Below are 15,853 nucleotides of genomic sequence, written 5' to 3'. Positions count from 1 at the left end.
AATCAAACAAACGAGTGGGGAAGTGATTGTATTGCCTAGACATCTGGTCATCGGAAACGGAAAATTTCTTATTAATCTCGATCAGCATTCCTACATGCGAGATCTGTACTATCCTTTCGTGGGCCAGCTTAACCATATTGGCGGCTATCAATGCCGTGTAGGTATTTGGGTGGACGGTGACTTTGCCTGGCTGAATTCCCCCGAGTGGCAGTTCAAACTTGGTTATGTGGAGGATTCCCTCGTCACGGAAGTGACAGCGACGCATCCCGGTCTTGGCGTCACATTGCTTATGAATGACGGGGTTCATCAGCGTGAGGATATCTACATCAAGCGCATTCAAATTACGAATCACAAAGATACCGTTCGCGAAGTGAGAATGTTCTTTAATCAGGACTTGCTCATTAATGAGACTGAAGTTGGCGATACCGCTGCCTTCTATCCGTTGACGAATACGGTATTCCACTATAAAAAAGACAGATATTTCATGTTCAACGGCAGTACGGGAACAGAAGGCATTTATCAATACTCTACAGGTGTCAAAAGATTTTATAACGCCGAGGGTACTTGGCGCGATGCCGAAGACGGGCATCTTATGGGCAACGCCATCGCGCAAGGCTCTGTAGACAGTACGATCTCGTTTCGACTCTTCGTACCACCTAATGCCAACCAAACGCTTTACTACTGGATGGGAGCAGGCAAAACGCTGGAGGAAGTCAAGAAGCTCGACGCCTACGTTAAAGACAGCCACCCTGGCAAACTCCTCGACCGCGTGACCGTTTATTGGCAGCGCTGGGCGAATAAAATTGAACGGGATTACGGAGATTTAAATCCTGATGTGCAGCGCCTTTTCAAACAAAGTCTGCTCCTCGTCCGAACGCAAACCGATGTGAACGGCGCTATTATTGCAGCGAACGATTCTGACATTATGCAGAGCAACCGTGATCACTACAGCTACATGTGGCCTCGCGACGGAGCTTTAATTGCTTACTCCATGTCGATGGCAGGCTACCAAGGGATGATTATTCCTTTTTTCAACTTCTGTGCGAACGTGCTGTCACCCGAAGGTTACCTCCATCATAAATATAATCCGGACGGCACCGTAGGCTCCAGCTGGCATCCTTACATTCATTCCGGCCGCGTCCAGCTCCCTATTCAAGAAGATGAAACAGCCCTTGTGTTATTTGCGCTTTGGGCGGACTTCCAGAAAAATGGAAGCCTCGAATTTGCTCAGTCTCTCTATCGCAACCTCATCCGTAGAGCAGCCAGATTCATGTCCACTTACATTGATCAGGAATTGAATCTGCCTAAGCCAAGCTATGATCTATGGGAAGAGCGCTACGGGATCTATACGTTTACTGCATCTGCTGTATATGGCGGACTTATCGCGGCTTCCAACTTCAGCAATCTGTTTGGTGATGAAGAGCGCAGCAACCGCTACAGGCATACGGCCGAGAAGATTAAATCCGGCATTCTCAAACATCTGTGGGACGAGAATGAAGGCCGATTCGTTCGCGGTTTGTACATGGAGGATGGCGAGTGGGTTAAAGATATGACGTTGGAAAGCTCTGTTTACGGTATTTTTGAATTCGGAGTTTTGCCTGCGGACGATGAACGCGTTGTCGGCACGATGAAAGCGAATAAAGCTGGTCTTACGATCAAAACAGCAGTCGGTGGTTCTGCCCGTTATCATCATGATTATTACTTCCAACGCTCTACCGATATCGAAAATGTACCAGGCAATCCTTGGATCATTTGTACGCTCTGGATTGCGGAGTGGGAAATCGAGTATGCCAAAACGTTGGCAGATCTCGAAGCCCCGCGCCAAACGTTGGAATGGGTCGTCAAGCATGCCATGGAAAGCGGTGTACTGTCGGAGCAATTGGATCCTTTCTCAGGCGATCCCGTGTCCGTAGCCCCTCTGACTTGGTCGCATGCGACTTATGTGCTTACCGTTGTGAAGTACTTAAACAAGTACAAACAGCTCGATAGTAAACAGTAATTTATGTAGAACCGTAGGGTTAACACTTTGGCGTAAAGTGCTGGCTCTGCGGTTTTTTTGCTTATGAAATTATTTGCGATTCAGCCCCTTGCTCTGAACATAGTTGGTAAAATTGCATTGGCGCATTGCTTTGCAGCGCATTGCTTTGCAGCACAGTGACATGCTTGTGTGACCATGTATCGCTTCGCGCATTTTCGTTGCGGTTTGCATAGTAGGCTCTCATCTGCGCGTCATACTTATCAATCTGCTCTAGCGCTCCTCCCTGGAGCTGTAGTGATTCTCTTTGACCTGCATGCTCATCTGGATCTCCATTTGGAAGAGCTTGCATTCCGGGTCATGGGCAAATACGATTCCGATCAGCTTCGGTTCGTCACTTCTTTTCTGCAGGATCTCATGCAAAATGGCTTGGCGAATCAGGAGCAGCTGCTAGAGCAGGAGCCAATGCAGGGGCAGGAGTAGGAGCAGGAATAAGTGTAGGTGGCTAAGTAATCCAATGAACTTGCTCCAAAAGAATCCGCCAATTAAAAAAACCGCAAGCTCGCATTTAAGCGGGGGTGCGGTTTTTTTGAGTTTGAGTTTGAGTTTGAGTTTGAGTTTGAGTTTGAGTTTGACCCTCACTCCAGCGAATAATTTGCCTCATACGTCTGAGCATCCAAGAGCTGCTCCAGCTCCGACAGTTCGCTGCATGCCATACGAAACAGCCATGCTTTATCATAAGGTGATTCAATCAGCATCATCGTAGCCCGTTCCAGCAGCATGTTGACGGCGATGACTTCGCCGGATAACGGAGCTAACAGATCATGCTCACTATCGGCGGTCTCCACGGAGCCAGCAAAGTAGCCTTGCCCCAGCACCGCACCGCGCTCCGGAAGCTCGATAAATAAGACCATCCCCCACGCTAGCAATCCGATTTCCGTCAGGCCAATGACAGCCTCATTCCCCTCCTGGCGTATCCAATAATGATCCCTCGTATACTGCAAGTGCGTAGGTACGATCACATTCATTCTCCTTCATGTAGAAAAAGCTCCCCCGCCGCATTCGCATGCCAGCTAAGAGGAGCTTCTCTATGTATGAAAAGCTTATTTTACGACAAGGTTTTTGTCGCCTGGTTTCCAGTTCATTGGGCACAATCCGCCGGATTGAAGCGCTTGAAGGACACGAAGTGTTTCTTCTACGCTGCGGCCTACGTCGTTGTGGTTAACAACTTCGTATTTCAATTCGCCTTCTGGATCGATGATGAACAGACCGCGAAGCGCGATACCTTCTTCTTCGATTAGAACGCCGTAGTCACGTGCTACGGATTTCGTGATGTCAGCAGCAAGTGGGAATTCCAATTTGCCAAGACCGTTGTCGTTGATTGGTGTATTGATCCAAGCTTTGTGTGTGTGGATGCTGTCGATGGAAACGCCAAGAATTTCAGTGTCCAATTCTCTGAATTGAGCAGCAGCATGACTAAGCGCTGTAATTTCTGTCGGACAAACGAATGTGAAGTCCAATGGGTAGAAGAACAATACTAACCATTTGCCTTTGTAATCGGACAAAGATACTTTGCCAAACTCTTTTCCGTCACCTGTAGCTGTCTCCATTGTGAAATCTGGAGCTTGTTTACCAACTAAACGCTCTGCCATGTGTATAATTCCTCCTCAAATCTATCTTATTCGTATAAAATGGTATCATCCGAGTAGATGAAAGTCAATAATTAGACCCCCTACTAGATAATAATTATTTTAAAATATGAAAGCTCCATGAACATGAGCAATTCCGCTTTCTTTTCCGACCTTTTGGACGCTCAGCTCCCCCAACCTGAGGCGCAGAAAAGCCGCTTCATGCGTCTATTCCCCCCCATACCCATAACTAAAATGGACCTCTTGCTGCCTAGTTCCCAACAAATCCGACGCCATATACTTCGCAACCAAAGCTGCCGAAGCCGTTGCACCATATTCTCCACTTAGCTCAGATCTATTCTATCGCATCATGCGAGATACTTAACAAGTAAGCTCGGGAGGGGCTTTCTCTGTTGGACTTCGTACGGTCTCTTATGGCCCAACTTAGGACACAGAACTCTTCTTTGTTGTACTTTGCATTCTATGTTGTACTTTGTACAATCTTTTTGCCCTAATTTGGTCAAAAACTCTTCTATATTGTACTTCGTACAACCATTTTACCTAAAAAAGGCTCTTACAGGGCCTTCTGGGTTGAAATGATTGTATTTTGTACAATGAAACAAGACATTGCATGGTTTGATCCCCTACTATGTTGCATAAAGTGCAACAAAGATTTGGAGTCCATTCCCCTGAAGGGTGCAAACAGCACCAGCACCAGCACCAGCACCTTACCCTTACTCTTACTCTTACTCTTACTTTTACTCTTATTCTTACTCTTACTCTTACCCAATCATCATACTTAAGCCCTGATCCTTACTGCCCTCACTCTAATAGAAGTCTACCGCATCACAAAACAAAAAAAGAGCTTGCTCGCTGAAGCACCGGATGCTCTAGCAGGCAAGCTCTTATTATTATTTGCGCATAGCGTCTACAATCAGTTGGCCCATAGCCAGCGTTCCGATTGCTTTGCTCTTATCGACAGCGATGTCGCCTGTGCGGTTACCCGCATCAAGCACTTCTTTCACGGCGCGCTCGATGGAATCCGCTGCATCGTGGTAACCGAATGTCAGGCGGAACATCAAAGCAACGGAAAGGATCGTTGCGATTGGGTTGGAAATCCCTTGCCCTGCGATATCAGGCGCAGAACCGTGCACCGGCTCATACAAGCCGAAGCTGCCTTCGCCAAGGGAAGCGGATGCCAGCATCCCGATGGAGCCTGTCAGCATTGCAGCTTCGTCGCTCAGGATGTCGCCGAACATGTTCTCTGTCACGATGACGTCGAAGGAGGACGGACGACGCAGCAATTGCATCGCACAGTTGTCTACAAGCACGTGCTCAAGCTCAACATCCGGGTAATCCACGGCGATGCGGTTTACCGTTTCGCGCCATAGGCGGGATGTTTCCAGAACGTTTGCTTTATCAACGGAAGCAAGCTTTTTGCGGCGCGTACGGGCAATATCAAACGCTTGACGAGCGATACGCTCGATTTCCGAAACATTATAAGCGCAAGTATCTACCGCTTCTTGACCGTTAGCTGTTTCACGACGGAATTTCTCACCGAAGTAGATACCGCCAGTCAATTCACGAACAACGATCAAGTCAGTGCCTTCCAAAACTTCAGGTTTCAGCGTGGAAGCCTCTTTCAAGCAGTCAAAGATGAACGCTGGACGAATGTTGGAAAACAAGCCAAGCGCTTTACGAATACCGAGAAGACCAGTCTCCGGACGAGTCTCTTTCGGGTTATTGTCCCATTTAGGTCCGCCTACAGCCCCTAGAAGAACAGCATCTGCGGATTGGCAAACCTTCAATGTTTCTTCCGGAAGCGGTGTGCCTGTCTGATCAATGGCAATTCCGCCGAACAAGGCATGCTCGGTTTCAAATTGATAACCGAAAAGCTCTTCGGTGCGTTTCAATACTTTTTCCGCTTCTGCAACGACTTCTGGACCAATGCCGTCTCCAGCGATTACAGCAATTTTTTTCACATCTGCCATGACTGTCATTCACTCCTTAGAATAGTAAAGCTGCTAGTTAAGCATCTCTATCGACTATATGATGCTCTCATTGTAACACAAGATAGTCCTTTTCATTAGATATAAAAGCTATTGCTTTAATAGGTTCCACCTATAACAAAGAAAAGAAAAGCCCTTTCCCGCCATTAAGCAAGAAAGGGCTCCAATTAACTGGGCTTTACAATCATAAAGATGAACAAAATAAGACCAATTGCCGATGCGCCATAAAAGTAGTTGCGAGCCTTTACCCATTGAATGAGCTGCTCGGCCGGCAGGCTTGACGCCTTTTGATTGGCTGGATCGAGCACCCAACTTACTAATTTTTTTTGATATGGCGTAGCGAAACCAACCGCAATAATTTGAATTAATATGTAAGCAATCAGTGAGCCGAATAGCCAAATTTGCATAAAGGAGCCATAATCGCCAAGCCAGATCAGCAGCAAACCTGTCAGCACAGCCAGCGTCCCTCCAATCTTCGGGAAAATCTCTAGCCGTGCGCCCACTCGCAATGAAGATCGCAGTTCGTCGAGTGTCTGATTTTTCCTAAGAAGTACGTGTGCAAAGTACGTTGGGCCTACCCCGATAATGGCTGAAAGCACATGAATCAAAACTAGAACTTTCATATACAACACCCTTCCTTCGCCTGTAATATTCAAACAACAACTGCTTTATCATACAGTCGAAGGATTTGTACCATCCATGCTTTATTTGTTAGATCTGGTTTCTGAACCCAGATAATTGATTAAGTTTGCATCAAATTTTATGGCCGAAGTTGATCCGATGATTTTCTACCCTGTTCCTTATCCTCTTCACCTTACTAAATTATTTAGAATCCGTAAAATATACAATTAGAGTCACTAACAGGAGGTCAATTTATGAAAAAACTCACTCAAATTTCTACTGTATTGCTTGCATCAACTGTGCTGCTTGCCGGATGTGGCGGTGGCCCAAAGACTACAGACAATGCAGCTTCAACGGCAGCCAGCGGCGGCTCCAAAGAGAAAGTTAAACTTACTATCTGGCATAACTGGTCCGGTCAGGATGCTAAAGCGCTGGCTATGCGCAAAATCCTAGATGATTTCAAAGCGCAAAACAGCGACATCGAACTTGAAATTGAAGGCCTTCCAACAGACGGTCTAAAAACACGTTTGAAAACGGTGGCCGCGGCTAATGAAATGCCCGACCTATTCGTGATGTGGCCCGATGCGATGACGAAGGAATTCGTTAGCGGCAACCTTTTGCAGCCGATCAATGAATTCTTGGACAGCAAACCGGAGTGGAAAGGCAATTTCATTCCTAACGCACTCGATGGCTATACGGTTGACGGTAAAATCTATTCCGTTCCTATGAACTTATCGCCTACGTCCTTCATTTACTACAACAAAGCCCTTTTCGATCAATATAAAGTACAAGTTCCAAAAACATGGGACGAGCTGACCGCGGCGGTCAAAACGTTTAACGATAATAAAGTGATTCCTATCGCGCTCGGCAATAAAGCTAACTGGGCTGTACAGTCCACCATCTTCAGCTCGATTGCCGATCGTACAACAGGTACAGAATGGTTCCTAAAAGCTGCTAAACAAGACGGCGCAAAATTCACGGATCCGGAATTCATTCAATCTTTGACTACTTTAAAATCGCTTGGCGATTCGAAAGCTTTCCAAGATGGTTTTAACAGCATCGATCAAAACCAAATGAGACAGCTTTACTTCCAAGGCAAAGCCGCAATGTTTATCGATGGCGGTTGGGCGATGGCCGACGTTGTGCAAAACACGCCAAAAGATGTATTGGCTAACACCCACGTAGCGCTTCTTCCTCCAGTTAACGGCGGGAAAGGCGAAGCTCAAACGACATCCGGCGTAGTCGGAACAGGCCTTGGCGTTAGCAAAAAGTTAACAGGCGCGAAGAAAGACGCTGCACTTAAATTGTTCTATGCGCTTTCCGGACCTGAAGGTCAGCAAGCAACGCTTAACAGCTCAACACTAGTCAGCTACAAAATCGACCTTGATCCAAGCAAAGCGCATCCGCTTTTCGTTGAATTGAACGATTTGATGAAAACTACAAAAATTACGCCTGTTTATGACTCCAAACTAAGCTCTGCGACTGTGGAAGTCATTAACAACGGATTGCAAGAACTGCTTATGGGTGGAAATCCAGAAGCTATCGCGAAGAAAATTCAAGATTCACAAGCAAGCTCGCTCGGTAAATAATCGATCCCTATAAATATAAGTATCCAGCCCTCCACAACCGTGGCAGGGCTAGATACTTTCACTAGCAAAGGAAGTGAGAATAATGAATGCATCCTATATACGCAGGTTCGTTATACTAAGTCTTACGCCTGCAATTCTGATCTATGCTTTATTTGTCTTTGTCCCTGTCATCTGGTCCTCTTACTACAGCTTCTTTGATTGGAAAGGGATTGGCGCAGCGAAATTCATCGGCCTCAAGAATTATGTGGAGATTATCCACGATCCTATCTTCTGGCGAGCCATGAAGAACAATCTTATTTTCCTGGTTGTTTCTGTCTTCGGTCAACTTCCTATCGCGCTTATTCTCGCCATCCTGCTGCACAAAAGCAATGCGCTTCAACGCTTTATCCGCTCTGCAGTTTTTGTTCCGATGGTTCTGTCTTCTGTCGTTATCGGGATGATCTGGCAGTATATTTATCACCCGCAGATTGGGATTCTGAATTTCCTCCTCGACAAGCTCGGTCTGGAAAGCTGGAAGCTGCAATGGCTGTCTGATACGAAAATTGCCATCTTCTCTCTAGCGCCTCCATTAATTTGGAGCTTCGTAGGTCTGTATCTCATTATTTTCATCTCCGCTTTTCAAAATATTCCCGGGGAAATTCACGACGCCGCTCAACTTGATGGCGCAGAGGGCGCTCGCAAGCTGATCTCGATTACACTGCCTATGATTTGGACGACTGTGCAAATCGCCATCATTTTATGTATTTCCGGCAGCTTGAAATCATTCGATTTGGTCTATGTCATGACAAAAGGCGGTCCCGCACACGGCACCGAATTGCTCGCGACATATATGTACAATTCGACCTTCTCTTCGTACCGTTACGGATTCGGGAGCGCGATTTCTACTTCCATCGTCCTGATCAGCCTGATCTTCATTGGGTTAAGCCAATGGATCACGAGCCGCAAATCGAAAGCATAAGAAAGGAGGAATGTAAGCATGCAACCACTTGCTGCACAACCGGCACATGCAAGATCATCAAAATCTGCTTTTTCATTTAGCCTAGTCAAACAAGGCGTACTTTGGACGTTCTTAACCCTGTATGCCATCTTAACGTTATTCCCGCTGCTCTGGTTAGTAATATCCTCTTTTAAAACGACCGGAGAGTTTTTCAACAATCCGTTTGGACTGCCCGTTTCATGGCAGTTCTCCAACTACGCGACGGCGTGGAAATCGTCCAAAATGGGAACGGCGTTTCTAAATTCCGTCATCGTTTCCTTGGTTTCATTAGCGCTCACGTTATTCGTAAGCTCTCTCGCCGCCTATGTACTCGCCAGATTGAAGTTTCGTTTTAAAGGCATCATTCTAACGTTCTTCGTTATCGGCATGCTGATTCCTATTCACAGCACACTGGTTCCTCTGTTCATTCTTATGAAACAAGTGAGCCTGCTGAATTCCTACTGGGCGCTTATTCTGCCTTATACCGCCTTCGCTTTGCCGACGGCTATTTTCGTGCTAACAGCCTATCTGGCATCCGTTCCTAAAGAAATTGAAGAGGCTGCTTATATTGACGGCACACGGCTATGGGGTGTGTTTTGGCGCATTATGCTGCCTATTTCCTTACCGGCTCTATCGACGGTCATTATTCTCAGCTTTCTGCACTTCTGGAACGATTTCTCGTTCGCACTTGTGTTTATCAGCAAAAGCAGCTTAAAAACGCTGCCTCTCAGTATCGCCAACTTTGCCGATGGCTATCAAACGGATTACGGTCTAACCCTAGCGGCTATGACCATTGCGGTAGTCCCTACCATTGCTGTATATCTCGCCTTCCAGGAACAAGTCATGAAAGGCATGACAGCCGGAGCCGTTAAAGGCTAATCTGCCACAGTAAACAACAAAGGAGCAATTGTGTGATGATCAAATGGTTTGGATACTCGCTACGCAGCAAGCTTTCTGTCATTATGCTCGTTACGACATTAATCCCCTTGTTGTTTCTTGGCACGTTTGCCTTCACCATATCCTCCAACGTTACCGAAGGAAAAGCACAGCAGGCAGGTCTTGACACATTGGCTCAAATGGATGCCAAATTCCGCTTTATTTTGAAGGACGTTGAAAATATGTCTCTCTTTATAATCGGACAAAGCGAAGTTCAAGCCTATATGAATAAACCGGATGAATCGAAAAAAATCGCTATTCTCGGACTAATGACAAATCTGGTTTACTCCAAAGACTACATTTCCAACATTACGCTCTATTCAAAAAATCCAAGTGCTGAGGCGCCTCTATCCACTTCAACGATCTATCAAACGGATATTCACGAACAAATAGACATAAAAGAGATTACGGATAAGACATGGACACAGCTCTATCACATTGAAAACTACTTGGGGGAACGAAAGGTTTTTTCCTTTATCCGCCCTTTTCGCAGCTACAACAGTTATCAGACGCTCGGTTGGCTTTCGATTACACTGGATGAACAAGTACTCTCACGAATATGGTCTGAGCCTATGTTGGCAGAAGGTCATGGACAAGTTGCTTTGCTGAACAATCGTCATGAGGTTATGTCCGCTACGGATAAAAGCTGGCTCGCTCGCCCGTTCGAATCGCTGTTTCCGGGGGTTAGCGCGAATTTGAGAAACAAAGTATCCGGAGAATGGACCTATGGTCAAGGGAATACTCAGCATAATATTCTTTATTATCGAGAACCCTCTATCGATTGGACGATTGTCGGCGTCATTCCTTCTCAATTGTACCGCGCTCAAAATCGGTACATTCTGCAGTTATTAGGCGTTGCGGCCCTTCTGGCTATCCTTACAAATATCGTTCTCACCTTGTTTGTCATTCAAAAGGTAACGAATCCGCTTCGGACCTTGACCCGGCTGCTCTCCAAAATCAATCCAAACGAGCCCTTGCCCCAATACCCGGCGGATTCCAAGGATGAAATTGGACGGCTTGCTCAAAGCTACAACATGTTGGGGACGCACATTGAGGCACTCAAAAAGCAGCTCATTCAGAATGAAACACGCAAGAAAGAAGCGGACATGCGGGCACTGCAGGCACAGATTAATCCGCATTTCCTGTACAATACGCTTTCCTCCATTCATTGGATTGCGCTGTTGACGGAAGAAAATCGGATCGCTGAGATGGTCGGCGCCTTAAGTGATTTCCTTCGCTTCAGTTTGAACAAGGGGAAGGAATACTGTACCGTCTCGCAAGAAATCGCGCATATTCGCAACTATGTGCTGGTTCAAGCTATTCGTTTCCCTGACGAATTCGAGGTCGACTTTACGATTGATGCCAGACTGAATAATACCTTGATGCTGAAGCTGCTGCTTCAACCCCTCGTTGAAAATGCGATGATCCACGGCATTCAGAAAAAAGAAGCCAAGGGCACCATCTCGATCTATGCTGAGCAGAAAGGCAACCTCATCGGCTTCAAAGTTATGGATGATGGCATCGGGATGTCCGAGGAACAGTTAGCTGCAGTTAAACAAAGTCTGAATCCGCAGGACGGACAGCCCCCCTCCGATGCCAGCTACGGCATGCGAAATGTACATGAACGGCTGCTGCTGCACTATGGACCGGAATCGGGACTCATCGTCGAGAGCAAATTATATGCAGGCACTTGTGTTTCTTTTTCCATACCCATATTGGAGGAATCCCATGAAAATCATGATCGTTGATGATGAAGTCATCATCCGTACGGGGCTCGCAAAAGTCATCAAGTGGCATGAAATTGGTGTAGATCTTCTTCAACCAGCCGCTTCTGCCGAAGAAGCGCTTCGCCGTATACCGGAGGAGCATCCTCATATTCTGTTGACGGACATTCGCATGAAACGTATGAACGGGCTTGAGCTTGCGAAGAAGGCCAAGGAGCTTTTGCCGGAAATCGAAGTCATTATTCTTTCGGGGTACGATGATTTCGTTTATATGCAGGAAGCGATTCGGCAAGGGGTCAGCGATTATTTACTGAAAACAAGCCGTCCTGAGGAAATCATGAAGACCGTCCTGAAGGTCAAACAAAGCATTGAGGAAAAATGGAAGCACCACAACCAGGATCAGTACAAAAATAAAGAAATCCGCAATCGGTTATTCGAACAATGGATCATTGAGGGAGCGACTTCAGCCATAGATTCAGCCCTGCTGTCTGAGTACATGCCGCTCTTGTTTCCTAGGCCGAGCACCGGTGACTGCAAGCTTCAAGTCTACATGATCGCGGCTGAAGGTTGGGCTGAATCGACAGCGGCGACCTCTCTTCTTTTGTTCGCTGTGGATAATATTCTGCATGAACTTTTGAAATGTGAAACCTTAATTTATAAACAACAAATCATCGTCGCCACACGGAATGAACTGGGTACCGATCCAAACAACCATCCTTCCGCGGCGCTGGGTAAAATTGAACGGTTGCTGAAATGCAAAATATGGCTTTCTATCGGGGAACCGGTTTACCGGGTGGAGGATTTGCATAAATCTTATATCACGGCCGATTATGCCTACAGCTATAAACCGATATTGGAACAATCTTTACTTGATTACTCGGATATTGTTCAACGCAAAGGCGGCAGAACGGTTTGCTCGCATGAAGAAGAATTGGAGCTCTCGGCCATTCTGCTGGAGAATGATTCCATCGCGCTAAAGAGCTGGGTTCACCGTTTTTTACAACCGGAGTACGAGGATCCCCAAATGACCATTGATTCGCTGGAGTCAAAAATTCGCTCAGCCGCGCTCTCCGCCCATCGGTGGCTAGAACGTGTGTTGACCGCTACTGGCCGCTCCGGAAACATCGAAGAACAAATCAGCCCGCTTACGCTGAAGCGCGGCACGTTGCTCAAGGATGTCCTGTTTCAGCATTTGCTTGCCCTTATGGAGCTTTACCACCATCGTCTCGGGGAAGGCAAAGCTACGCATACCCAGAAAGCTATGGCTTATATCCAGCAAAATCTAGGCAATGACGTGGGCTTGCAGCAGGTCGCGAAATTCGTACATTTGCATCCCAACCATTTGAGCGAAGTGTTTAAAAAGGAAGCCGGCATCACGTTCGGCGATTATGTGACAAGGCAGCGAATCAACCGGGCGATGGAAATCCTTACCGGATCACCTGCCAAAATCGCTGAAATCGCAGGCGCTGTCGGATTTGAAGATATCAAATATTTCAGTCAGGTGTTCAAGAAATTCACGGGGAAAACACCTAGCGAGTTCAGGGAAGAAGCTACTAAGCATGTAAGACATACATCTAAATCGTAAGCTGCAATGAAACCAAGGGAGAGAACAGACATGGAACTATCAGGTTTATGGAGACTTCAACAATTTGAGGTTGGACAAGCCAGACCGCTGGAAGTAGCGGCTGCCGGATTGGACGACCGTTTCTGGATCACAGCTGCAGTACCCGGCGATGTGCATTCCGCATTAATCGAGCGGGGGCTTATCGACAACCCTTATTTTGGCCATAATGACGCAAAAAGCAGATGGATCGAGCAAAAGGAATGGTGGTATCGCTACGCATTCAACTATTCGTTCCAAGCGGATCGGGATGAGAAGCATGAATTGACCTTTGAGGGTCTTGATACGTTCGCTACCATCTATGTCAATGGCAAGGAAATTGGCACGACGAACAATATGTTAATGGGCTATACCTTCGATGTGACCCGCGTACTCGTGGATGGCAAAAATACAATCGCAGTCAAGTTTGACCCGTTATACTTGCATAATCGGGATAAAGAGCTTTTCCAATGGTCCTCCTACACGAAAGAACGTCCTTGGCTGCGTAAAGCCGCGATGAATTTCGGTTGGGACTGGGGACCTCGAATGGTTACCGTAGGCATCTGGGGTAAAGTTCATATTGAGCGTAGACGCCTCGCTAAGCTGGACAGCGTTTTTGCGAGAACGGCAGCCCTTAATGAGTCGTCTGCTTCGATTAAGGTTGATGTCGATGTGATCGCTCTCCGCAAAGATGTGGAACGTGAGTGCGAAGTTCGCCTATTGACGCAAGAAGGCGATATCTTTGCTTCGCTGCGCGAGCCGGTAACGGGACAAGCAACCTTAACAAGCCGTGCAACAACAAACACATTGACACTGGATGTCGTGAATCCAAAGATATGGTGGACGCATGACTTGGGCGAGCCTTACTTGTATGCGTTGGAAGTGCTGCTTTACGCGAATGGCGAGCTCGTCGACCGTTATCAGAAGCCTTTTGGAATCCGGACCATTGAACTTCAGCTGCAAAATGAGCAAGGTGAGCATGCGTTTGCTTTCCTCCTCAATGGCGTCAAACTATTCGCCAAAGGCGCCAACTGGATTCCTGCCGATCACTTTATCGGAAGTATCCCCGATCAGCGCTATCGCGATTTGATTGATCTCTCCGTGGGTTCGAATATGAACATGCTGCGCATCTGGGCCGGCGGCATTTATGAGAAGGACGTGTTTTACGAGGAATGCGACATGCGCGGTGTGCTTGTTTGGCAAGATTTCGCCTTCGCCAATGCACTCTTCCCTGATTTTAACCAAGATTTTATGGATAATGTTCGTAAGGAAGTCATTTATAACATTAAGCGTCTACGCAATTATACGTCTCTTGCGCTATGGTGCGGTAACAACGAAATCGACTGGCTTTATGACATGAAATCGTCCGGCGGCGACATTAACTGCCCGTTCTGGGGAGAAGTCATTTACCATGAACTGATCCCGGAAGCACTTGAACTGCTGGATGACAGCCGAGCTTACTGGCCTTCCTCACCTTTCGGAGGCAATGACGCGAATGATCCGGACGTCGGTGACCGCCATAATTGGCAGGTGTGGCACGGCTCCGTTTACCCTCGCCAGTTCGGTGATGCACCTTTGCTCGATTACAGCATCGAAGGCGTCACGTTTAAAAATTACAAAAAAGACTTCACTCTGTTCAGCAGCGAATTTGGTATGCATGCTTCAGCCAACCGCTATACACTTGAGAAAAACATTCCAGACGGCCAATTTTACTGGAACAGTGTAGAGATGGCCTATCGGAATAAAGATACGAACCATCAGAAGGGCATCCTGCTTATGGAAGGGTACACCGGCATTCCGTCTAACATTGAGGAGTACATGAACTTCTCCATGTTGACCCAAGCCGAGGGCTTGAAGTACGGTATCGAGCATTACCGCCGCAATAAGCACCGTACAAGCGGATCGCTCGTCTGGCAGCTCAACGACAGCTGGCCGGGTACAAGCTGGTCGCTGATTGACTATGAACTGCTGCCGAAAGCATCCTTTTACTACGCGAAAAAGTTCTATCACCCGCTGCTCCTTTCACTCGATCATGAGCCAGGGCAACCGCTTCAGGTTTGGGCGGTTAACGATACTTTGGACGCTCTCCAGGGCGAAGTCGTACTGTCTGTGTATAACTTCGCAGGCGAGCTGTTGTTCAGCCATGCTTTCCAAGCGGAGGTTAAACCGAATGCAGCTGTGTATCTCGGCAGTTTAGAGGAAAGAGACGTGCTGAACGGTTCTTCGCCGGATCAGGTCGTCGTCAAGCTGAGCACTGCGGCCTGGGATGCACCGGATAACTTGTTCTACCTGCGCGATCAGAAGGATCTTAAGCTTCCTCCTGCGGAGTTGGAAGTCCAAGTGGATGAGGCTGCACAAACCGTTCAAATTACCGCTAATGGCGCCCACGCGCGTTTGGTGAAAATCGATGTCCCGCAAGGGAACCTTCGCTTCAGCGATAATTTCTTCGACTTGCTGGCCGGTGAGCAAATTATTGTTCACGTCAGTGACCCAGCCGGAGGTAAAGTTTCGTTGAACAATGTGTCCGTGAGTGCAATGAATTTATAAAAAAAAGGCCATCCCTTAGCCATGTTTCATGGCTTCTGGGATAGCCTTTTTATTTTTTTAGATCCTATCCGCTAATGGGAACTATAGGGCGCTATTTGAGCTAAATGGGCGGCTTTCAGAAGCTTAACGGAACTACAGGGCCTTATTTGCCCTATAACTATTAAGCCCCCTAATTAAATTGGAGAGTACCATGGGAAATAAGGTACTATTCATATAAAGGGAGGCGAGCGGAATGAGACAACGTAACA

12 protein-coding genes are annotated in these 15,853 nt (G+C 47.0%); 8 read left to right on the top strand and 4 right to left on the bottom strand.

All coding sequences use genetic code 11. From position 1 onward, the window contains the following. Positions 1–31: 31 nt before the first annotated feature. Complete coding sequence (locus J2Z65_RS29270) at positions 32–1,999, top strand: glycoside hydrolase family 15 protein (RefSeq protein ID WP_167068396.1); 1,968 nt, start codon at positions 32–34, stop codon at positions 1,997–1,999. A 273-nt stretch (positions 2,000–2,272) separates the two neighbouring features. Next, positions 2,273–2,458 carry a hypothetical protein gene (locus J2Z65_RS29265; RefSeq protein ID WP_167068211.1) on the top strand — a complete coding sequence of 62 codons (186 nt, stop codon included), beginning with the start codon at positions 2,273–2,275 and terminating at the stop codon, positions 2,456–2,458. A gap of 155 nt (positions 2,459–2,613) precedes the next feature. On the opposite strand, the gene J2Z65_RS29260 is transcribed toward J2Z65_RS29265, so the two are convergent. The 4 genes from J2Z65_RS29260 to J2Z65_RS29245 all read right to left on the bottom strand — a co-directional run bounded on the left by J2Z65_RS29260 (position 2,614) and on the right by J2Z65_RS29245 (position 6,235). After that, complete coding sequence (locus J2Z65_RS29260) at positions 2,614–2,997, bottom strand: glycine cleavage system protein H (RefSeq protein ID WP_167068209.1); 384 nt, start codon at positions 2,995–2,997, stop codon at positions 2,614–2,616. Between the two features lie 81 nt (positions 2,998–3,078). Beyond that, positions 3,079–3,627: a peroxiredoxin gene (locus J2Z65_RS29255; RefSeq protein ID WP_167068206.1), complete on the bottom strand. Its 549-nt coding sequence runs from the start codon at positions 3,625–3,627 to the stop codon at positions 3,079–3,081. Positions 3,628–4,514: 887 nt separating this feature from the next. Continuing rightward, complete coding sequence (leuB, locus tag J2Z65_RS29250) at positions 4,515–5,594, bottom strand: 3-isopropylmalate dehydrogenase (protein WP_127455529.1); 1,080 nt, start codon at positions 5,592–5,594, stop codon at positions 4,515–4,517. A gap of 185 nt (positions 5,595–5,779) precedes the next feature. Then, complete coding sequence (locus tag J2Z65_RS29245) at positions 5,780–6,235, bottom strand: DUF2269 family protein (RefSeq protein ID WP_167068204.1); 456 nt, start codon at positions 6,233–6,235, stop codon at positions 5,780–5,782. Between the two features lie 252 nt (positions 6,236–6,487). Between J2Z65_RS29245 and J2Z65_RS29240 the strand changes: the two genes are divergently transcribed. The 6 genes from J2Z65_RS29240 (at position 6,488) to J2Z65_RS29215 (ending at position 15,605) form a co-directional block, all read left to right on the top strand. Further along, entirely contained in the window at positions 6,488–7,822 is a 1,335-nt protein-coding gene (locus J2Z65_RS29240) for an extracellular solute-binding protein (RefSeq protein WP_167068201.1), read from the top strand. 82 nt (positions 7,823–7,904) lie between these two features. Continuing rightward, complete coding sequence (locus tag J2Z65_RS29235; protein WP_167068198.1) at positions 7,905–8,780, top strand: carbohydrate ABC transporter permease; 876 nt, start codon at positions 7,905–7,907, stop codon at positions 8,778–8,780. A gap of 18 nt (positions 8,781–8,798) precedes the next feature. Beyond that, the gene (locus J2Z65_RS29230) at positions 8,799–9,677 is read left to right on the top strand and encodes a carbohydrate ABC transporter permease (RefSeq protein ID WP_167068195.1); all 879 of its coding nucleotides are present in this window, start codon (positions 8,799–8,801) and stop codon (positions 9,675–9,677) included. A 35-nt stretch (positions 9,678–9,712) separates the two neighbouring features. Beyond that, positions 9,713–11,482, top strand: a complete 1,770-nt coding sequence (locus J2Z65_RS29225) for a cache domain-containing sensor histidine kinase (protein WP_167068192.1) — start codon at positions 9,713–9,715, stop codon at positions 11,480–11,482. Continuing rightward, the gene (locus J2Z65_RS29220) at positions 11,463–13,043 is read left to right on the top strand and encodes a response regulator (protein WP_167068189.1); all 1,581 of its coding nucleotides are present in this window, start codon (positions 11,463–11,465) and stop codon (positions 13,041–13,043) included. Before J2Z65_RS29225 ends, J2Z65_RS29220 begins: the two co-directional genes overlap by 20 nt. Positions 13,044–13,073: 30 nt before the next feature. After that, on the top strand, positions 13,074–15,605 hold the full coding sequence (locus tag J2Z65_RS29215; protein WP_167068186.1) for a beta-mannosidase: 2,532 nt from the start codon (positions 13,074–13,076) through the stop codon (positions 15,603–15,605). The last annotated feature ends 248 nt before the right edge of the window (positions 15,606–15,853 follow it).

Source organism: Paenibacillus aceris (genome assembly GCF_017874035.1).
GTDB classification, from domain to species: Bacteria; Bacillota; Bacilli; order Paenibacillales; family NBRC-103111; genus Paenibacillus_E; species Paenibacillus_E aceris.
This window is presented reverse-complemented; position numbering and strand designations above follow the sequence as displayed.

Bases quoted from the DNA above. Each gene is read 5' to 3' on its own strand.
- J2Z65_RS29245 (WP_167068204.1), bottom strand. From the start codon at position 6,235: ATGAAAGTTCTAGTTTTGATTCATGTGCTTTCAGCCATTATCGGGGTA.
- J2Z65_RS29230 (WP_167068195.1), top strand. From the start codon at position 8,799: ATGCAACCACTTGCTGCACAACCGGCACATGCAAGATCATCAAAATCT.
- J2Z65_RS29225 (WP_167068192.1), top strand. From the start codon at position 9,713: ATGATCAAATGGTTTGGATACTCGCTACGCAGCAAGCTTTCTGTCATT.
- J2Z65_RS29215 (WP_167068186.1), top strand. From the start codon at position 13,074: ATGGAACTATCAGGTTTATGGAGACTTCAACAATTTGAGGTTGGACAA.
- J2Z65_RS29255 (WP_167068206.1), bottom strand. From the start codon at position 3,627: ATGGCAGAGCGTTTAGTTGGTAAACAAGCTCCAGATTTCACAATGGAG.
- leuB (WP_127455529.1), bottom strand. From the start codon at position 5,594: ATGGCAGATGTGAAAAAAATTGCTGTAATCGCTGGAGACGGCATTGGT.
- J2Z65_RS29235 (WP_167068198.1), top strand. From the start codon at position 7,905: ATGAATGCATCCTATATACGCAGGTTCGTTATACTAAGTCTTACGCCT.
- J2Z65_RS29240 (WP_167068201.1), top strand. From the start codon at position 6,488: ATGAAAAAACTCACTCAAATTTCTACTGTATTGCTTGCATCAACTGTG.
- J2Z65_RS29220 (WP_167068189.1), top strand. From the start codon at position 11,463: ATGAAAATCATGATCGTTGATGATGAAGTCATCATCCGTACGGGGCTC.